This is a genomic window from Paraburkholderia translucens (assembly GCF_020881035.1).
GTDB lineage: Bacteria > Pseudomonadota > Gammaproteobacteria > Burkholderiales > Burkholderiaceae > Paraburkholderia > Paraburkholderia translucens.
In genome coordinates this window covers 502,494-522,421 of sequence record NZ_JAJITC010000002.1, presented here as the reverse complement: position 1 = coordinate 522,421, position 19,928 = coordinate 502,494, and the positions used below count along the sequence as shown (strand labels likewise).

17 protein-coding genes are annotated in these 19,928 nt (G+C 65.3%); 6 read left to right on the top strand and 11 right to left on the bottom strand.

Translation table 11 applies throughout. The features are described 5' to 3' along the window. Positions 1–178: 178 nt before the first annotated feature. The 5 genes from secF to queA form a co-directional block, all read right to left on the bottom strand. Positions 179–1,129: a protein translocase subunit SecF gene (gene secF / locus LJ655_RS05585; protein ID WP_230560253.1), complete on the bottom strand. Its 951-nt coding sequence runs from the start codon at positions 1,127–1,129 to the stop codon at positions 179–181. An 18-nt stretch (positions 1,130–1,147) separates the two neighbouring features. Next, positions 1,148–3,229 (bottom strand): protein translocase subunit SecD, encoded by a 2,082-nt coding sequence (gene secD, locus LJ655_RS05580; RefSeq protein ID WP_230560252.1) that lies wholly within the window; start codon positions 3,227–3,229, stop codon positions 1,148–1,150. Between the two features lie 116 nt (positions 3,230–3,345). Then, positions 3,346–3,675: a preprotein translocase subunit YajC gene (gene yajC / locus LJ655_RS05575; RefSeq protein ID WP_230560251.1), complete on the bottom strand. Its 330-nt coding sequence runs from the start codon at positions 3,673–3,675 to the stop codon at positions 3,346–3,348. Between the two features lie 191 nt (positions 3,676–3,866). Next, positions 3,867–5,057: a tRNA guanosine(34) transglycosylase Tgt gene (tgt, locus tag LJ655_RS05570; RefSeq protein WP_230560250.1), complete on the bottom strand. Its 1,191-nt coding sequence runs from the start codon at positions 5,055–5,057 to the stop codon at positions 3,867–3,869. A 113-nt stretch (positions 5,058–5,170) separates the two neighbouring features. Continuing rightward, the gene (queA, locus tag LJ655_RS05565) at positions 5,171–6,229 is read right to left on the bottom strand and encodes a tRNA preQ1(34) S-adenosylmethionine ribosyltransferase-isomerase QueA (protein WP_230560249.1); all 1,059 of its coding nucleotides are present in this window, start codon (positions 6,227–6,229) and stop codon (positions 5,171–5,173) included. Positions 6,230–6,418: 189 nt separating this feature from the next. On the opposite strand from queA, the gene recG reads away from it, so the two are divergent. The 5 genes from recG (at position 6,419) to ubiA (ending at position 11,929) form a co-directional block, all read left to right on the top strand. After that, entirely contained in the window at positions 6,419–8,668 is a 2,250-nt protein-coding gene (recG, locus tag LJ655_RS05560) for an ATP-dependent DNA helicase RecG (RefSeq protein ID WP_230560248.1), read from the top strand. A 102-nt stretch (positions 8,669–8,770) separates the two neighbouring features. Beyond that, a complete protein-coding gene (locus LJ655_RS05555) occupies positions 8,771–9,730 on the top strand; it encodes a LysR substrate-binding domain-containing protein (protein ID WP_230560247.1) in 960 nt (319 codons plus the stop codon). A 312-nt stretch (positions 9,731–10,042) separates the two neighbouring features. Beyond that, positions 10,043–10,207, top strand: a complete 165-nt coding sequence (locus LJ655_RS05550) for a hypothetical protein (protein WP_230560246.1) — start codon at positions 10,043–10,045, stop codon at positions 10,205–10,207. Positions 10,208–10,360: 153 nt separating this feature from the next. Further along, positions 10,361–10,855 (top strand): Dps family protein, encoded by a 495-nt coding sequence (locus LJ655_RS05545; protein WP_230560245.1) that lies wholly within the window; start codon positions 10,361–10,363, stop codon positions 10,853–10,855. Positions 10,856–11,065: 210 nt separating this feature from the next. Beyond that, positions 11,066–11,929 carry a 4-hydroxybenzoate octaprenyltransferase gene (gene ubiA, locus LJ655_RS05540; RefSeq protein ID WP_230560244.1) on the top strand — a complete coding sequence of 288 codons (864 nt, stop codon included), beginning with the start codon at positions 11,066–11,068 and terminating at the stop codon, positions 11,927–11,929. A gap of 6 nt (positions 11,930–11,935) precedes the next feature. On the opposite strand, the gene proC is transcribed toward ubiA, so the two are convergent. The 6 genes from proC to LJ655_RS05510 all read right to left on the bottom strand — a co-directional run bounded on the left by proC (position 11,936) and on the right by LJ655_RS05510 (position 19,148). After that, a complete protein-coding gene (gene proC / locus LJ655_RS05535; RefSeq protein ID WP_230560243.1) occupies positions 11,936–12,751 on the bottom strand; it encodes a pyrroline-5-carboxylate reductase in 816 nt (271 codons plus the stop codon). An 84-nt stretch (positions 12,752–12,835) separates the two neighbouring features. After that, a complete protein-coding gene (locus LJ655_RS05530) occupies positions 12,836–13,546 on the bottom strand; it encodes a YggS family pyridoxal phosphate-dependent enzyme (RefSeq protein ID WP_230560242.1) in 711 nt (236 codons plus the stop codon). Positions 13,547–13,582: 36 nt separating this feature from the next. Next, the gene (glcF, locus tag LJ655_RS05525; RefSeq protein WP_230560241.1) at positions 13,583–14,809 is read right to left on the bottom strand and encodes a glycolate oxidase subunit GlcF; all 1,227 of its coding nucleotides are present in this window, start codon (positions 14,807–14,809) and stop codon (positions 13,583–13,585) included. Between the two features lie 8 nt (positions 14,810–14,817). After that, positions 14,818–15,906 carry a glycolate oxidase subunit GlcE gene (glcE, locus tag LJ655_RS05520; RefSeq protein WP_230560240.1) on the bottom strand — a complete coding sequence of 363 codons (1,089 nt, stop codon included), beginning with the start codon at positions 15,904–15,906 and terminating at the stop codon, positions 14,818–14,820. Between the two features lie 175 nt (positions 15,907–16,081). Then, entirely contained in the window at positions 16,082–17,575 is a 1,494-nt protein-coding gene (locus tag LJ655_RS05515) for an FAD-linked oxidase C-terminal domain-containing protein (protein WP_230560239.1), read from the bottom strand. A 154-nt stretch (positions 17,576–17,729) separates the two neighbouring features. Beyond that, the gene (locus LJ655_RS05510; RefSeq protein ID WP_230560238.1) at positions 17,730–19,148 is read right to left on the bottom strand and encodes an FAD-linked oxidase C-terminal domain-containing protein; all 1,419 of its coding nucleotides are present in this window, start codon (positions 19,146–19,148) and stop codon (positions 17,730–17,732) included. Positions 19,149–19,368: 220 nt separating this feature from the next. On the opposite strand from LJ655_RS05510, the gene LJ655_RS05505 reads away from it, so the two are divergent. Then, entirely contained in the window at positions 19,369–19,923 is a 555-nt protein-coding gene (locus tag LJ655_RS05505) for a cob(I)yrinic acid a,c-diamide adenosyltransferase (protein WP_230560237.1), read from the top strand. The last annotated feature ends 5 nt before the right edge of the window (positions 19,924–19,928 follow it).

Sequence of the window (19,928 nt, the reverse complement as noted above, 5' to 3'; positions counted from 1 at the left end):
TCCTCGAGCGTGACCATCTCGAGTTCGTGCTGCATCGGTGTTGGTTTCTTGAGCATGACGCCCATTAAACGACAAAGCCCGGCGCGTGGCCAGGCTTTGGGGGTACTTTGTCAGCAGTCTGAGGCCGGTTCGCAGGAACCGGCCTTTGCTGTATGCGCGATGAGCAACTACGCGCGCATCAAACCTGCGCACCCGCGTTCGGATCGTCCGGATCGACGCGTTCCTTCTTTTCCTTCAGCAGGTCTTCGCGCTTGACGCCGAGCCACATGGCGAGCGCTGCGGCGACGAATACCGACGAGTAGATACCGAACAGAATACCGACCGTCAGCGCGAGCGCGAAGTAGTGCAGGGTCGGGCCGCCGAACAGGAACATCGACAGCACCATCATCTGCGTACAGCCGTGCGTGATGATGGTTCGCGACATCGTGCTGGTGATCGCGTGATTGATCACTTCGATCACGGTCATCTTGCGTTCGCGGCGGAAGGTTTCGCGAATCCGGTCGAAGATGACGACCGACTCGTTGACCGAATAGCCGAGCACCGCGAGCACGGCAGCCAGTACCGACAGCGAAAACTCCCACTGGAAAAACGCGAAGAAGCCGAGAATGATGACGACGTCGTGCAGGTTGGCGATCACGCCGGCCACCGCGTACTTCCATTCGAAGCGGAACGACAGGTAGATCACGATACCGGCCACCACGCACGCGAGCGCGAGCAGACCGTCGGTGGCGAGCTCCTTGCCGACTTGCGGACCGACGAACTCGACGCGCTGCAACTGCACCTCCGGCGTGTCGGCTTTCAGCGCGCCCATGACCTGGTCGCTTTGCTGCGCGGACGTGAGCCCAGCCTTCAGCGGCAGACGGATCAGCACGTCGCGCGAGGAGCCGAAGTTTTGCACCTGCGCGTCGGCATAACCGAGCTTGCCAAGCGTGTTGCGCACCGGGTCGAGCGGGACCGGGCCCGGATACTGCACCTCGATCACGGTACCGCCGGTGAATTCCACCGATAGATGCAGCCCGCGATGTACGAGGAAGAAGACGGCGGCGAGGAAGGTGATCAGCGAGATCGCGTTGAAGATCAACGCGCGCTGCATGAACGGAATGTCTTTACGGAAGCGGAAAAATTCCATGGTCTCGTTCTCCGGGACTCAGCGGGATGAACCCGGTTTTTGCGGCGTCGAGCCGTTCGACGCCGGCGTGCCCGGCGCATTGCGACGACGCACGGTCGGCTTCGCGCGACCCTGCGCGCCGGCCGCGGCCGGTGCCTTCGAGCGTGCCTTCGCCGTGGCGATGGCCTGTGCGGTGTCGGTCGCGGCGGCGTCGTTGCCCAGGCTGCCGCCGGCATACGCGGCCGAGCCTGCTGCCGCCGTTTGCGGGCGCCATACCTGGCCGATCGACAGCGACTTCAGCTTCTTCTTGCCGCCGTACCAGAAGTTGACGAGGCCGCGCGAGAAGAACACCGCCGAGAACATCGACGTCAGAATGCCGATACAGTGGACGATCGCGAAGCCGCGCACCGGACCCGAGCCGAACGCGAGCAGTGCGAGGCCGGCGATCAGCGTGGTCACGTTGGAGTCGAGAATCGTCGCCCATGCGTGCGCGTAACCGTTCTGGATGGCTAGTTGCGGCGGCGCGCCGTTGCGCAGTTCTTCGCGCACGCGCTCGTTGATCAGCACGTTCGCGTCGATCGCCATACCGAGCGCGAGCGCGATAGCGGCGATACCCGGGAGCGTGAGGGTGGCCTGCAGCATCGACAGCACGGCGACCAGCAGCAGCAGGTTCACCGAGAGGCCGATCATCGAGATCACGCCGAACAGCATGTAGTACGCGATCATGAACACGGCGATGGCCGCGAAGCCCCACACGACCGAGTGGAAGCCCTTCTTGATGTTGTCGGCGCCGAGGCTCGGGCCGATCGTGCGTTCCTCGATGATTTCCATCGGCGCGGCGAGCGAACCGGCGCGCAGCAGCAGCGCGAGGTCGGCGGCGGCTTGCGGGGTCGGCTGGCCGGTGATCTGGAAGCGGTCGCCCAGTTCCGACTGGATCGTCGCGACCGTCAGCACTTCGCCCTTGCCGTGTTCGAACAGCACCATCGCCATCGGCTTGCCGATGTTGTCGCGCGACACCGCGCGCACCGCGCGGCCGCCGGCCGAGTCGAGACGGATGTTGACCGACGGACGCTGATGTTCGTCGAAGCCCGCCGACGCGTCGATGATGCGGTCGCCGGTGAAGATCACCTGCTTGCGCAGCAGCACCGGCACCTGGTTGCCTTGCGTGAAGAGTTCGTCGCCTGGCGGCACCGGGTCGTTCGGGTTCGGATGCGTGTTGACGGGGTCGGCGAGGCGCGCTTCGAGCGTCGCCGTACGGCCGATGATGTCCTTCGCCTTCGCGGTGTCCTGCACGCCCGGCAGTTCGACCACGATGCGGTCCGCGCCCTGTTGCTGGATCACCGGCTCGGCCACGCCGAGTTCGTTGACGCGGTTATGCAGCGTCGTGATGTTCTGCTTGAGCGCGGCGTCCTGCACTGCGCGCTGCACGGCCGGCGTGAACGTGCCGACGAGCTGCACGCCGCCGTCTGCGCCGGTGTTCGGCTGCGACGCCCACTGGAGTTCGCTGACGCTGCGGCCGAGCAGTTTGAGCGCCGCATCCGCCGTGGCCTGGTCGGCAAGATTCACCACCACCGACTGGCCCACGCGATTCACGCCGCCGTCGCGGATATTGTTGTCGCGCAGGAGCGTGCGCACGTCCGAGGCGTCCGAATCGAGCTTCTTGTTCAATGCGCCGGCCATGTCGACCTGCAGCAGGAAGTGCACGCCGCCGCGCAGGTCGAGACCGAGGTACATCGGCAGTGCGCGCAGCGCGGTCATCCAGGTCGGCGAGGCGCTTTGCAGGTTCAGGGCGACGATGTACTGCGGATCGTTCGGGTCGCTATTGAGCGACTTCTGCAGCAGATCCTTGACGCGCAGCTGCGTGTCCGTGTCCGTCACGCGTACGCGGATGTTCGCGTTCATCTGCGAATTGTCGAACGTGACCGCTGTCGGCTTGATCTGATTGCTCGCGAGCGCGGCTTCGACCGACGCGAGCGTGCTGGCGTCGAGCTTGACCGTGGCCTTGCCGCTCGACACCTGCACCGCCGGCGCTTCGCCGTACAGATTGGGCAGCGTGTACACGAGGCCGATGACCAGAGCCACCAGCATCACGGCGTATTTCCAGAGGGGGTAGCGATTCATGAGTGGTCCAACGGGAAGGTTGGCTTGGATGCGATGCGTCCGGCGATGAGCGCGGGCCGTTCAGCGAAGTGCCTGAATTGCCGGCGAGGCCGCGCCGGACGCGAGGAGAGCAGGCCTTAAAGCGACTTGATCGTGCCCTTCGGGAGAATCGTCGTGATCGACGCCTTTTGCACGGTGATTTCCGTACCTTCCGAGATTTCGACGCCGACGTAGGCTTCGCCCACCTTCGTCACCTTGCCGACGATGCCGCCGTTCGTCACGACTTCATCGCCCTTGGCCATCGCTGCGAGCATGTTGCGATGTTCCTTCTGGCGCTTCATTTGCGGGCGAATCATGATGAAGTACAGCACGCCGAACATCAGGATCAGCGGCAGGAAGCTCATCAGGTTCGATTCGACACCACCTGCTGCAGCGCCTTGCGCGAAGGCATTGGAAATGAACGACACGTTGGTCTCTCCGTTATCAGTCAAAACTAACAAAAAAGTCAGCCGATTATTCTACACCGGCCACATGCGCGCGGGCACGGTGAATCGGCTTTGCGATCAACCGTTTAAAGGTCCGCGTCGAGGCAAGTCGCGCGGCCGGCGAAAGTGAATTGTAAGTTCCCGGCGCGTGGCCCGCGCAGGGTGCCTGGGCGTCAGGACGACGGTTCGACGCCGCGCGCGCGGTCCTCGTGGAAGCGCTTGCGGAATGTGTCGAACAGTTTCGCCTCGATTGCGTCGCGCATTTCCTGCATCAGTTCAAGGTAGTAGTGCAGGTTGTGGATCGTGTTCAGCTGCGCACCGAGGATTTCGCCGACGCGGTGCAGGTGGTGCAGATAGCCGCGCGTGAAATTGCGGCAGGTGTAGCAGCCGCATTGCTCGTCGAGCGGACGCAGCGAGTTCCTGTGCGTGGCGTTGCGGATCTTGATGTCGCCGAAACGCGTGAAGAGCCAGCCGTTGCGCGCGTTGCGCGTCGGCATGACGCAGTCGAACATGTCGACGCCGGCCGCGACGCCGGCGACCAGGTCTTCGGGCGTGCCGACGCCCATCAGGTAGTGCGGCTTGTCGGCCGGCAGCTTCGGGCCGATGTGGTTCAGGATGCGCATCATCTCTTCCTTCGGCTCGCCGACCGACAGACCGCCGATCGCGAGGCCGTGGAAGCTTTTCCCGGCGAGGCCGGCGAGCGACTCGTCGCGCAGATCCTCGAACATGCCGCCCTGCACGATGCCGAACAGCGCATTCGGATTGCCGAGACGCTGGAATTCGTCGATCGAGCGTTGCGCCCAGCGCATCGACATGCGCATCGATTCGGCCGCTTCCTTGTGCGTGGTCGGAACGTTGTTGGTCGCGTACGGCGTGCATTCGTCGAACTGCATCACGATGTCCGAGTTCAGCACCTTCTGGATCTGCATCGACACTTCGGGCGACAGGAAAAGACGATCGCCGTTGATCGGCGACGCGAACGTCACGCCGTCCTCGGTGATCTTGCGAAGATCGCCGAGCGAGAACACCTGGAAGCCGCCCGAGTCGGTCAGGATCGGCTTTTTCCAGCCCATGAAGCCGTGCAGGCCGCCGTGCGCCTCGATGGTTTCAAGGCCGGGGCGAAGCCACAGGTGAAACGTGTTGCCGAGGATGATCTGCGCGTGCATTTCGTCGAGCTCGCGCGGCTGGACCGCCTTCACGGTGCCGTAGGTGCCGACCGGCATGAAGATCGGCGTTTCGACCACGCCGTGATTGAGCGTGACGCGGCCACGGCGGGCGAGGCCGTCGGTGGCGAGCAGTTCGAATCTGAGGCCGTTCTCCGGGCGCTCGTGGACAGGCTGTTGCGAGGGATGACCGAGGGTCATTGGGATCACTCCTGGGCTACCGGAATACAGTCCGGCGCGATCAATGAAAACCGCCACGAAGGATCGCGGCGGCTGGGAAAACTGCAAAACGTCGAAGCACTGCGTGAACCGGCTTATGCATCGCGCCGCGTGAGCAGCATGGCGTCACCGTAGCTGAAAAACCGATACCGCTCGTCGATGGCATGACGATATGCGGCGCGAATCGTCTCGACGCCCGCGAACGCCGACACCAGCATCAGCAGCGTCGACTTCGGCAAATGGAAGTTCGTAACCAGCCGGTCGACCACGCGGAACCGGAAGCCCGGCGTGATGAAGATGTCGGTCTCCGCGCTCGCGGCGGCGAGCGGATGGCCGGCCGCCTCGGCGTCGCGCGCGGCGGCTTCGAGCGCGCGCATCGAGGTCGTGCCGACCGCGATCACGCGGCTGCCGCGCGCTTTGGTCGCAGCGATCTTGTCCGCAAGCGCTTGCGGCAGGTGATACCACTCGCTGTGCATCTTGTGCTCGGCGAGGTTCTCGACCCGCACCGGCTGGAACGTGCCTGCGCCTACGTGCAGCGTCAGCGTGGCGCGCTCGACGCCATGCGCGTCGAGCTTGGCGAGCAGCGCGTCGTCGAAATGCAGGCCGGCGGTCGGCGCAGCGACCGCGCCCGGGTTCTGCGCGAACACGGTCTGATAGCGGGTTTCGTCGGTGGCGTCGGGGTCGTGCTCGATGTACGGCGGCAATGGCAGGCGGCCGTACTGCTCGATCAGCGTCAGGCAGTCAGCGGGAAAATGCAGGGTGTAGAACTGATCGACCCGCTCGCCGACGGTGACGTCGAACGCATCCGCGAGGCGGATCGTCGTGCCAGCCTGCGGGCTCTTGCTCGCGCGGATCTGCGCAAGGGCGGTGCGCTCGCCGGTCAGGCGCTCGACCAGCACTTCGATCTTGCCGCCGCTCGCCTTCTGGCCGAAGAAGCGCGCCTTCAGCACCTTGGTATCGTTGAAGACGAGCAGATCGCCCGGCGCGATGCACTCGGGCAGCTCGGTGAAGCGGCGGTCGATCATGCGCGCGGCGCCATCGGCAGCGCCTGCGGCGTCCACGTCGAGCAGACGGCTCGCGCTGCGCTCGGGCAGCGCGACTTGCGCGATCAGCTCGGTGGGCAGATCGAAGTCGAAATCGGAAAGCGTAAACATGCAAACGACTGGAAGCGGGTTGGGACGGATTTGGGATTGAATTGAGCCGAAGCCGGAGCCGGGCGGCTATGATGGCGGGACGCCGATGCGGCCCGCGCGCCCTGTGCCGTGCTCTGCTCATGACGCACGCGCGAAGGGCGGCACGACTTTCTTTCGACAGCAGCCGATATTGTACTTGCGAAGCAGCCTATGCCTTTGTCCGACCGCCGATCGTCCGTTGCCACCCTCGAAGCGGGCGCCGAAACGCGGCGCCACGGTGCGCGAGCGCGGACGCCGGAAGGTGATACGGCGCAAGCGGGCGCGGAAGGCGGCATGATGGCCGCCGGCCACGATGCCGGGCGCGACGAGGGCAAACGCGCCGCCAAAACCAAAACCCCGGTCAAAACCGCCGACAAGCTCGCCAAACTCGGACTCACCCGCGACATCGACCTCGTGCTGCACCTGCCGATGCGGTATGAGGACGAAACCTCGCTGACGCCGATCGGCCACCTGCTGCCCGGCGGCATCGCCCAAACCGAAGGCGTGGTGTTCGACAACGAGATCGCCTATCGCCCGCGCCGGCAGCTCCTCGTCAAGCTGCGCGATGCCGAGGGCGACGAACTCGTGCTGCGCTTTCTGAATTTCTACGGCTCGCAGGTCAAGCAGATGGCGCTCGGCGCGCGCTTGCGCGTGCGCGGCGACGTGCGCGGCGGCTTCTTCGGCATGGAGATGGTGCATCCGAGCGTGCGCGTCGTCGAGGAAGACACGCCGCTGCCGCAGGCATTGACGCCGGTCTATCCGAGCACGGCGGGCGTGTCGCAGGCGTATCTGCGCAAGGCGATCGACAACGCGCTCGCGCGCACCTCGCTGCCAGAGCTGTTGCCCGCGCCGGTCGCGCGCGCGTTTCTCGAACCGCTCGGCGTGCCGGCGCTGATGGATGCCGTGCGCACGCTGCATCATCCGGACGCGCAGTCGGACGAAACGGCGCTGATCGACGGCACGCATCCGGCGTGGGTGCGCATCAAGTTCGAGGAACTGCTCGCGCAGCAGATGTCGCTGAAGCGCGCGCACGACGAGCGCCGCACGCGTGCCGCGCCGGCGATGCCGCGCCGCAAGCTCGGCGACGAATCCGCGCTGGTCGCGCGCCTCCTGAAGGCGCTGCCGTTTTCGCTGACGGCCGCCCAGCAGCGCGTCGGCGGTGAGATCGCGCTCGATCTGACCCAGCCGCATCCAATGCAGCGGCTGTTGCAGGGCGATGTCGGCAGCGGCAAGACGATCGTCGCGGCGCTCGCCGCCGCGCAGGCGATCGACGCCGGCTACCAGGCCGCACTGATGGCGCCGACAGAAATCCTCGCCGAGCAGCACGCCCGCAAATTGCGCGGCTGGCTGGAGCCGCTCGGCGTGACGGTCGCGTGGCTCGCGGGCAGCCTCAAGACGAAGGAGAAGCGCGCCGCGCTCGAAGCGGCGGCGCTCGGCACCGCCCAGCTCGTGATCGGCACGCACGCCATCATCCAGGACGCAGTCGAGTTCGCGCGCCTCGGGCTCGTGATCGTCGACGAACAGCACCGCTTCGGCGTCGCGCAACGGCTCGCGTTGCGCGCAAAGGCGCAAGGCGCCGCCGACGGCGAGCCCGATTTCCAGCCGCATCAATTGATGATGTCCGCGACGCCGATCCCGCGCACGCTCGCCATGACCTACTACGCGGACCTCGACGTCTCCACGATCGATGAACTGCCGCCGGGCCGCACACCGATTCTCACGAAGCTCGTCTCCGACGCGCGCCGCGAAGAAGTGATCGGCCGCGTGCGCGAGGCGGCGCTGACCGGGCGCCAGGTGTACTGGGTGTGTCCGCTGATCGAGGAAAGCGAAACCTTGCAGTTGCAAACGGCGGTCGAGACCTACGAGACGCTGGTGGCCGCGCTGCCCGAGCTGAAAGTCGGGCTCGCGCACGGGCGTCTCGCGCCCGCCGAAAAAGCCACGGTAATGGATGCGTTCTCACGCAACGAGATCCAGTTGCTGGTCGCGACCACGGTGATCGAAGTGGGCGTTGACGTGCCGAACGCGTCGCTGATGGTGATCGAGCATGCGGAGCGTTTCGGTCTCGCGCAACTGCATCAATTGCGCGGACGCGTGGGGCGCGGCAGCGCCGCGTCGGTCTGCGTGCTGCTATACACCGGACCGCTGTCGATGACCGCTCGCGCCCGCCTGCAAACCATGCGCGAAACCACCGACGGCTTCGAGATCGCCCGGCGCGACCTCGAAATCCGCGGGCCTGGCGAGTTCCTCGGCGCGCGGCAGTCGGGTGCGGCGATGCTGCGCTTCGCCGACCTGCAGAACGATCAGCACCTGATCGAGCCTGCGCGCGAGGCCGCCGCGACCCTGCTCGACCAGTATCCGGAGGTGGTCATCCAGCACCTGGCGCGCTGGCTCGGCGCCCGCGAGCAGTATCTGAAGGCCTGAGCGCAGCCGTCGCCGCAAGCGGCAGGGCTAAAAGGTTGGCGAACCGACCCTATGGGTGTATAACTAGAACCTATCGAACCCATCGTACTGATTGATCCCCGAATGACGCTCACCGAATTGAAATACATCGTGGCGGTAGCCCGCGAGCGGCACTTCGGCCGGGCCGCCGAAGCGTGTTTCGTCAGCCAGCCCACGCTGTCCGTCGCCATCAAGAAGCTCGAAGACGAGCTGAACGTGCAGATTTTCGAGCGCGGCACCAGCGAGGTCAGCGTCACGCCGATCGGCGAACAGATCGTCACCCAGGCGCAACGCGTGCTCGAGCAGACGCTCGCGATCAAGGAGATTGCCAAGCAGGGCAAGGACCCGCTCGTCGGACCGCTGCGCCTCGGCGTGATCTACACGATCGGGCCGTACCTGCTGCCGACGCTCGTCAAGCAGATGATCCGGCGCGTGCCGCAGATGCCGCTGATGCTGCAGGAAAACTACACGCTGAAGTTGATCGAGCTGCTCAAGCAGGGCGAAATCGACGTTGCGATCATGGCGCTGCCGTTTCCCGAAACCGGTCTGATGCTGCGCCCGCTCTACGACGAGCCGTTCGTCGTGGCGCTGCCGTCCGGCCACGCGTGGGAAAGCCGCCCGAAGATCGACCCAAGTGATTTGAAGCAGGAAACCATGCTGCTGCTCGGCAGCGGCCATTGCTTCCGCGATCACGTGCTCGGCGTGTGTCCCGAGCTGATGCGCTTCTCGCAGAATGCGGACGGCATCCAGAAGACCTTCGAGGGCTCGTCGCTCGAAACGATTCGCCATATGGTCGCGAGCGGTGTCGGCATTACGGTGCTGCCGCGCATGTCGGTGCATGAGGTCAAGCCGCATGCGGGCGGGATCGACGCGGGCCTGCTCAGCTACGTGGCGTTCGACGAGCCGGTGCCGGATCGCCGCGTCGTGCTCGCGTGGCGCAAGAGCTTCACGCGCATGCCCGCGATCGACGCGATCTGTGACGCGATCGCTGCCTGCGACCTGCCCGGTGTCAAGAAGCTCGATTTGCCGGCCGCCGTCAACTGACGCATAGCTGCCGCGAAAACGCGCGCCCCTATTGAATAGATATAATTAATCAAACGCAAACATTCAATAGACTTGTTATAGTTTCTTCCACCGATTGCGCGACCCCTTTGATCGACTAGTCTCAACGCCCCGGCCTGACGCTCGGGGCGCGAGACAGTGAACAGCATCGAACCGGGTCGCTTCCCGAAGTGGCGCTTCGCGATTCAGGTCATGCCGGAAGCGGTAAGCAACGGATGGCAAAGCAGTACTAACGCAATCGGCGGCGCGGCGCCTCGTGCTGCGTCCGTCACGATACGATCCGGGAGTACGGTCATGATTCGGATGATGATGGCAAACATCGGCGCGCCGGCCGCGATGAACGGCATGCAGGCGCGTCGGCCGGTGTTGATGTTGCGCAAGGTGGCGGGCTTTGCGATCGTCGCGAGCGGCTTTGCGGTGATCGCCGCGCACGGGTTGCAACACGTGCTGGGCGGCTGAGCATGGGGGCGCCGCAAGGCCGCGCAGCAAGGCTTTGAGGTACGTCTTGCGGAAGCTTTGCGGCATTTCACGCTACACTGTCGAACGTTTTAAGTCTGTTTTTGCAGACCGTCATTTGCCGACCGGTTCGTATAACTCTTCAAAGGAGTCGTCATGGCCAAGAAGGAAGCCGCAGCCGTACAGCATGTCAATATCGGGATCAGCGACAAGGATCGCAAGAAGATCGCCGAAGGGCTGTCGCGTCTGCTCGCCGATACCTACACGCTGTACCTGAAGACCCACAACTTCCACTGGAACGTCACGGGTCCGATGTTCAACACGCTGCATCTGATGTTCGAAACGCAATACAACGAACTCGCGCTCGCGGTCGACTCGATTGCCGAACGCATCCGCGCACTGGGCGTGCATGCACCGGGCAGCTACAAGGACTTCGCGAAGTTGTCGTCGATCCCCGAAGCGGATGGCGTGCCGGCGGCCGAAGAGATGATCCGCCAGCTGGTCGAGGGCCAGGAAGCCGTGGTGCGCACCGCGCGCGCGATTTTCCCGTCGACCGAAGTTGCTAACGACGAGCCGACCGCCGACCTGCTCACGCAACGCATGCAAACGCACGAGAAGACCGCGTGGATGCTGCGCTCGCTGCTTGCTTGAGTTGCCCTTCAGTTGCCCTTAAGTTGCTCTTAAGTTGCTCTTGAGTCACAGCTGAGGCCGGCTCTGGCCACCCCCATGCCGCGTTGAAAGCGAACAGGCCTCCCCGCACGGGAGGCTTTGTTTTTTGCGCCGCCGCCGCGCGAATCCAGGCGCACCGAGCGCTTCCCGTAGAATAGGCGCACCGTGTTCGTACTTCACCGAATTCGTCCCATGTTCGCCCGACTTCCCCTGTATCTGCGCCTCGTGCGCATGGACAAGCCGATCGGCAGCCTGCTGTTGCTGTGGCCGACGCTCAACGCACTGTGGATCGCGTCCGGCGGCCATCCGTCGTGGCAGTTGCTGGTCATCTTCACGCTCGGCACGGTGCTGATGCGCTCGGCGGGCTGTGCGATCAACGACTATGCGGACCGCGATTTCGACCGTTACGTGAAGCGCACCGAAAACCGGCCGATCACGTCCGGCAAGATCAACGCATGGGAAGCTGTCGTGCTGGCCACCGTGCTGTCGCTGATCGCGTTTCTGCTGATTCAGCCGCTCAATGCGTTGACGAAGGAGTTGTCGGTGGTCGCGCTGTTCGTCGCCGGCACGTATCCGTTCATGAAGCGCTTCTTCGCCATTCCGCAGGCGTATCTGGGCATCGCGTTCGGCTTCGGTATCCCGATGGCGTTCGCCGCGGTGCAGGACCATGTGCCGCTGCTCGCCTGGGTGATGCTGGTCGCGAACATCTTCTGGGCCGTCGCGTACGACACCGAATACGCGATGGTCGATCGCGACGACGACATCAAGATCGGCATCCGCACGTCGGCGCTGACATTCGGCCGTTTCGACGTGGCCGCGGTCATGCTGTGCTACGCGGTGACGCTCGGCATCTACGCCGGTATTGGCGTGACGCTCGGGTTTGGCCTGCTGTACTGGCTGGGCTGGGCGGTCGCGGCGGGTTGCGCGATCTATCACTACACGCTGATCCGCCACCGCGAGCGCATGGCGTGCTTTGCCGCGTTCCGCCACAACAACTGGCTCGGCGGCGCGCTGTTCGCGGGAATCGCCGCGCATTACGCGGCGACTTCGTTTTAACTCGCGTTACTGCTTGCCGAACTCGTCGCCCATCTCTCGCGCGCGTGCATCGGCGGCCAGTGCGCCGCGCACGATTGCATCCTTGATGCCGCTCGCGTCGAATGAGGCGAGCGCCGCCGCGGTCGTGCCGCCTTTCGATGTCACGCGCTCGCGCAGCACGCTCAAAGGCTCGTCGGAATTGGCCGCGAGTTGCGCGGCACCCGTGAACGTCGCGACCGCGAGCGCCCGACCCTGAGCTTCCTCCATGCCGAGCTGGCGCGCGGCTTCCTGCAGCGCTTCGATGAAATAAAACACGTAAGCCGGCCCGCTGCCCGAGATCGCGGTCACCGCGTCGATCTTCGCTTCGTCGTCGAACCACACGGTTTCGCCGACGGCGCCGAGCAACTGCGAGGCGAGTGCGCGGCCTGCTTCGTCGACGCTGCTGGTGGCGACGAGACCCGTCACGCCCATGCCGATCAGCGCCGGCGTATTCGGCATCACGCGCACGATACGGTCGTGGCCAGCGAGCCAGCGCGACATGTCACCGATGCGAATGCCGGCGACGATGCTGACGATGAGCTGCGACGCGCGCAGATGCGGTGCAACGGTCTCGGCGACGCTCTTCAGGATCTGCGGCTTCACCGCGAGCACGACTGCGTCGTAATCGGCGAGCGCGGCGTCGGCGGCCGTGCCGGTGCGGATGCCGAATTGCCGCTCGTTGCGCTTGCGCGCGTCTTCGTTCGGATCGATCGCGTACAGGTTAGCGGGCGCGACGCCGCGTTTGATGAGGCCGCCGATCAACGCGGCGGCCATGTTGCCGCCGCCGATAAACGCAATTTTCATGATGGTCCGGATAAGTTCAGTTGAGGTGCGGGAATGCGATGAGGGCTTCGCGCAGGCAGGGTCGCGCGAAGCCCGCAGAAAAGCTCAGTGCGAATAATCGCGCGCACCGAAGATCGCGGTGCCGATACGCACGATCGTCGCGCCTTCGAGCACGGCGGCTTCAAGATCCGCCGACATGCCCATCGACAGCGTATCGAGCGCGAGCCCGCCGTTGCGCAAGCGCTCGAACAGCTCGCGCAGCTCGCGATGCGGCGCGCGTTGCGCGTCGAGATCGCCAGCCGGTTCGGGAATCGACATCAGTCCGCGCAGGTTCAGCTTCGGCAGCGAGGCGATCTGTTGCGCGATAGCGGGCGCCTCGGCGATCGCGACGCCGCTCTTCGATGCTTCGCCGCTGACGTTGACCTGCAGGCACACGTTGAGCGGCGGAAGATTGTCGGGACGCTGCTCCGATAGCCGCTGCGCGATCTTCAGGCGATCGATCGAATGCACCCAGTCGAAATGTTCGGCGACCGGCCGCGTCTTGTTCGATTGCAGCGGCCCGATGAAATGCCATTCGAGCGACGCGCGCAGATCGGCGAGCGCCCGGATCTTGTCGAGCGCTTCCTGCACGTAGTTCTCGCCGAACGCATGTTGACCGGCCGCATGGGCGGCGCGCACGGCATCGGCGGGAAACGTCTTGGAGACCGCGAGCAGCGTCACGGAATGCGCGTCACGGCCGGCCGCTTGCGCGGCCCTGGCGATGCGCTGCTGCACGTCAGCGAGGTTGTGACCCAGATGGTGAAGCAGATCGGACATGGAACGAACCGGTGTTCAGCGAAGACGTTGCCCCGATTATACGGACAGCATGTGCTCGACCAGTTCGATCCAGTGCGCGACCGGCGTCGACGTGCCGCTTTGCAGATGCGCGATGCAGCCCACGTTCGCCGAGACGATGACCTGCGGCTCCTGCGCCTGCAAACGCTCGAGCTTCTGGTCGCGCAGGGCGTAGGACAGCCGCGGCTGCATCAGCGAGTAGGTGCCGGCCGAGCCGCAGCACAGATGGCTGTCGGCGGGCAGCCGCACTTCGACGCCGAGTGCGCCGAGCAACTGTTCCACCTGACCGCGGAGCTGCTGACCATGCTGCAGCGTGCAGGGCGGATGAAACGCGACGGTGTGCACCGAACGGCGCCGCGTGATCGCGACGAGCTGTTCTTCGAACTCGGGCAGGATTTCGGAGAGGTCGCGCGTCAGCTCGACGATGCGGCGCGCTTTTTCCGCATAAGCGGGATCGTGGCGCAGCAGGTGCGCGTATTCCTTGACCATCGCGCCGCAGCCCGACGCGTTCATCACGATCGCCTCAACGCCTCGTTCGACGTAGGGCCACCATGCGTCGATGTTCGTGCGCAGATCGTCGAGCGCTTCGTCGTTATAGCCGAGGTGCAGGCGGATCGCACCGCAGCAGCCGGCTTCGGGCGCGACCAGCGTTTCGATGCCGAGCGCGTCGAACACGCGCGCGGTCGCGATGTTCACATTGGGCATCATCGAGGGTTGCACGCAGCCCGCGAGCATCAGCACCTTGCGTTCGTGTTTCGCGCTCGGCCATTCGAGCGGACGCTGGCGCGCGGGCACCTTGTCGCGCAGCTTCTTCGGCAGCAGACCGCGCACGTGCTGGCCCAGCCGCATCGCGGGCGTGAAGATCGCGCTGTTCGGCAGCACGCTCGCGAGCAGGCGGCGCATCAGCCGCTGATTGAGCGGACGCGTGACTTTCTCTTCGGTCAGCTTGCGGCCGATTTCGACGAGCCGCCCGTACTGGACGCCGGACGGACAGGTCGATTCGCAGTTGCGACAGGTGAGGCAGCGGTCGAGGTGAAGCTGCGTGCTGCGCGTGACCGGCGCGCCTTCGACCATCTGCTTGATCAGATAGATGCGCCCGCGCGGCCCGTCCAGCTCGTCGCCGAGCAGTTGATAGGTCGGGCAGGTGGCCGTGCAGAAACCGCAATGCACGCATTTGCGCAGGATGGCGTCGGCTTCGTCTCCATCGGGCGTATTGCGTATGAAGTCCGCGAGGTTGGTTTGCATCGCGTCGCTCAGAAGTCGGAGTAGAGACGGCCGCGGTTGAAGATGCGGGCCGGGTCGAAGGCGTGTTTGAGGCCGCGATGGATTTTCATCAACGGCGCGGGCAGCGGCGTGAACACGCCGGCGCTGCGGTCGTAGCCGTGGCCGCTGCGGAAGATAGTGGCGTGGCCGCCAGCCTGCTTTGCGCTGATGCGCACGGTTTGCGCGTCGGTGTCGGTGATCCACCAGCGCTGGCCGCCGCCCCATTCCATCAGTTGCGCGCCGGGCAGTTGCAGTGGCTCGGTGATCGACGGTAGCGCGAGCCGCCATAGCGCGGCCTTCGGTGGAATCCCCGCAAAAAACGAATCGGTCTGTTCGCGCAGGCCGGCCCAGAAACGTTCGGCTTCGACCGCATCGACGACTTCGCCGCCGAGCCCGGTGCGCGCGGCCTTGACGGCGGCTTCCGCGCCGCCGAGCCGCACCGCGAGCGTGCCGTTGCGCCAGGCGCTCGCGGTGATCGGCAGCGGCCGGCCGCCCCATTCGTTGAGCTTGCGGACCGCGTCGGTGCCGTTCATGTCGAACTTCAGGGTGGCTTCTGCCTGCGGCCGCGGCAGCACTTTGACCGACAGTTCGAGGATCAGCCCGAGCGTGCCGAGCGAGCCCGCGAGCAACCGCGATACGTCGTAGCCCGCGACGTTCTTCACGACCTGGCCGCCGAAGTGCAGCACCTGGCCCTGGCCGTTCATCACGACAGCGCCGAGCACGAAGTCGCGCGCGGCGCCGACGGCCGGGCGGCGCGGTCCGGAAATCCCGGCGGCGATGCAGCCGCCGAAGGTGGCCTGCGGGCCGAAGTGCGGCGGCTCGAACGGCAGCATCTGGTCGTGCTCGGCGAGCGCGGCTTCGATTTCCAGCAGCGGGGTGCCCGCGCGCGCGGTGATTACGAGCTCGGCCGGATCGTATGCAGTGATGCCGCGATAAGCGCGCGTGTCGAGGATCTCACCTTCCAGCGTCTGGCCATACCAGTCCTTGGTGCCGCCGCCGCGTATGCGCAACGCGCGTCCCTCGGCGCTGGCCGAACGCACGCGTTCGGACCATACGGTGACGATGTCGTCCTCTTCCATGGTGTCCTGCTCGTTGTGTTTCGTTTGATTGTACCGGGCGGGGCCTTGCTGGCAACCCGGAGCGCACCCGCATTGAGGGTCGGGTGCATCGGCCCGAAGAGGACGCCATGCGCCGCCCAGGCCGCACCCGCGCCTGCACCAGCGCGGGCGCGGCGAACGGCGGGCGCATCAGCCGCTAGAAGCGCGGCAGTTCGGGATGAGGCAGCAGCCCGCCGCGCACGTGCATCTTGCCGTACTCGGCACAGCGCGCCCGCGTCGGGATGCCTTTGTCGGGGTTCAGCAGGCCGGGCGCGTCGAAGGCCCGCTTGACCGCGTGGAACGTGTCGCGCTCCTCGGGTGAGAACTGCACGCACATCGAATTGATCTTCTCGATACCAACGCCATGTTCGCCCGTCACCGTGCCGCCCAACTCGACGCACGCCTCGAGAATGTCGCAACCGAACAGTTCGGCGCGGTGCCACTCGTCCTGATCGTTGCCGTTGAACAGGATCAGCGGATGCATGTTGCCGTCACCGGCATGGAATACGTTGATGCAGCGCAGTTGGTACTTCTTCTCCATTTCCTCGATGCGCGCGAGCAGTGGCCCGATACTGCGGCGCGGCACGGTGCCGTCCATGCAATAGTAGTCCGGCGAAATGCGGCCGGCGGCCGGAAACGCATTCTTGCGCCCGGACCAGAAGCGCAGCCGCTCCGCCTCCGTGCGCGAAATCTGGATGCGTGTCGCGCCGTGCTCGCGCAGCACCGCGGTCATGCGCACGATCTCGTTCGCGACTTCCTCGGGCGTGCCGTCCGACTCGCACAACAGGATCGCCGCCGCGTCGAGGTCGTAGCCCGCGTTGACGAACTCCTCGACCGCCCGCGTGGCGGGCTTGTCCATCATTTCCAGACCGGCCGGGATGATGCCCGCGGCGATGATGCCCGCGACCGCATCGCCGCCTTTGACGACATCGTCGAAACTGGCCATGATGACCTGCGCCATTTGCGGCTTCGGAATGAGCCTGACGGTCACCTCGGTGACGATCGCGAACATGCCCTCGCTGCCGATCAGCACCGCGAGCAGGTCGAGCCCCGGTGCGTCCGGCGCGAGTGAGCCGAATTCGACGATCTCGCCTTCCATCGTCACCGCGCGCACGCGCAGCACGTTGTGCACGGTGAGGCCGTACTTCAGGCAATGCACGCCTCCGGAATTCTCGGAGACGTTGCCGCCGATCGTGCAGGCGATCTGCGACGACGGGTCGGGCGCGTAGTAAAGGCCGTATGGCGCCGCGGCCTCGGAGATCGCCAGATTGCGCACGCCCGGCTGCACGGTCGCGGTGCGCGCATACGAGTCGACCTCGACGATCTTGCGAAAACGCGCGAGCGACACCACCACGCCATGCTGAATCGGCATGGCGCCGCCGGACAGGCCGGTGCCAGCGCCACGAGGCACGATGGGCACCTCGAGGCGGTGGCAGATCTGAACGATGCGCTGCACCTGCGATTCGGTTTCCGGCAACGCGACTGCAAGCGGCAGACGCCGGTACGCGGCGAGGCCGTCGCAGTCGTACGCGACGGTGTCTTCCTCGCGATACAGCAGACAGTGGTTCGGCAACACGGCCATCAGCGCCTGCACGACTTCGCGCTGACGCTGCGCGAGGACTTCGGCCGACAGTTCAGCGGGTGCGTTCATGTGAGTTGTCTCCTCGAGGCTTGCGCGGGTCTGGCTTGCCGGTTCGAGCCGGCTGATTCGTGCGGCTTGCTGCGGGTCACTTTCGTATTCGGGCCGGTGCGGTTGCCGCGGGGGAGTTTCAGCGGCTTGCCGCGGCCAGGCCTTGCGGCGCCGATCAGCCCGCCGCCCATGCGAAGATCTTGCCCGGATTCATCAGGTTGCGGGGATCGAGCGCATGCTTGATCGAGCGCATCGTGTCGACCGCGACGTCGCCATGTTCTTCGAGCAGAAAGCCCATCTTGTGCAGGCCGATCCCATGCTCGCCGGTGCAGGTGCCGTCCATGCGCAGCGCGCGCTGCACGATGCGATGGTTCAGGCGCTCGGCTTCCTCGAGCTCTTCGGGCTTGTCCGGATCGATCAGGATCGCGACGTGGAAGTTGCCGTCGCCGACGTGACCGACGATCGGGCAAGGCAGCGGCGAAGCCATCAGGTCCTGCTCCGTTTCGACCACGCACTCGGCCAGACGCGAGATCGGGACGCAGACGTCGGTAGTGACCGCGCGCGAGCCGGGCTTCAGTTGCAGCATCGCGAAATAGGCGTTGTGGCGCGCGTTCCATAGACGGCTGCGGTCCTCTGGGCGCGTCGCCCATTCGAAGCCTTCGCCCCCATTTTGCGCGGCGATTTCCTGCACGAGTTCGGCCTGTTCCTTGACGCCGGCCTCGGTGCCGTGAAATTCGAAGAACAGCGTGGGCGCTTCGCGCAGCGTCAAGTTCGAATGACGGTTGATCGAGCGGATCGCGAGCGAATCGACGAATTCGACGCGTGCGATCGGCACGCCGATCTGGATCGTCTCGATGACCGCGCGAACTGCATCGCCCATTGACGGGAATGCGCACACCGCGGCCGACACCGCTTCCGGATGCGGATAGAGGCGCACGGTGATTTCGGTGATCACGCCGAGCGTGCCTTCCGAGCCGACGAACAGACGTGTGAGGTCATAACCCGCCGACGATTTGCGCGCGCGCGAGCCGGTCTTGATGACGCGGCCATCGGCGAGCACGACCGTCAGGCCGAGCACGTTTTCGCGCATCGTGCCGTAGCGTACGGCGTTGGTGCCCGACGCGCGAGTGGCCGACATACCGCCGATACTCGCGTCCGCGCCCGGGTCGATCGGGAAAAACAGGCCTGTGTCGCGCAGCGCTTCGTTCAACTGCTTGCGTGAGATGCCGGGCTCGACGGTGACTGTCAGGTCTTCGGCGTTGATCGACAACACGCGGTTCATTTCCGACAGATCGATCGACACGCCGCCTTGCACGGCGAGCAGATGGCCCTCGAGCGACGAGCCGTTGCCGTACGGGATGATCGGTACATCGTACCGGCCGCACAGCCGGACGGCGGTCTGCACGTCTTCGGTTGTGCGCGCAAAGACGACGGCATCAGGCAGTTGCGGATCGAAAGGCGATTCGTCACGTCCGTGGTGCGCACGCACGGCTTCGGCAACGGACACGCGCTCACCGAAAGCGGCCTTGAGCTGGTTCAGCAATTCGGCGGGAAACGGCCGGCGCAGCGGGGCCGGCGGCACGGGATGGTTCACGCATGTCTCCAGTCGATCAGAGCAAGTGCTGAGCACTTACCCCGATCCCACGAAAGTTTCTTTGAGTAGCAGCCTGTTTACCGCAGCTGTTTCATTTTACGCCGTTCGCCCGCCAGCCGGCATCGGGCCGGCTGCGGCTCATAGAGTGGCGACGATTCCGCGATGCGTGCAATATGCATGAACGTGGTGGCCGTATCACCACTGAATCCAGGGGGACATCATGGGCAATCGCCTGAGCAAGATCGCCACTCGCACCGGCGACGACGGCACCACCGGTCTCGGCGACGGCCGCCGCGTGCGCAAGGACAGCGCGCGCATCGCTGCGATTGGCGACGTCGACGAACTCAACTCGAATCTCGGCGTGCTGTTGTGCGAAAACCTGCCCGAGAACGTGCGCGCGACGTTGGTCGCGATTCAACATGACCTGTTCGATCTTGGCGGCGAACTGTGCATTCCCGGCCACACGATGATGACCGACCAGCAACTCGCACAGCTCGACGGGTGGCTCGCCGACTACAATGCCACGTTGCCACCGCTGAAGGAATTCATTCTGCCGGGCGGCTCGCGCGCGGCTGCGCTCGCGCATGTGTGCCGCACTGTGTGCCGCCGCGCGGAGCGCGCGATCGTCGCGCTCGGTGAACATGAGGCGCTGAACGCCGCGCCGCGTCAGTACGTGAACCGGCTGTCTGATCTGCTGTTCGTGCTGGCGCGCGTGCTCAATCGCACGGACGGCGGCACCGATGTGCTGTGGCAGCACGATCGCGGCGCGCGTTGAATGGC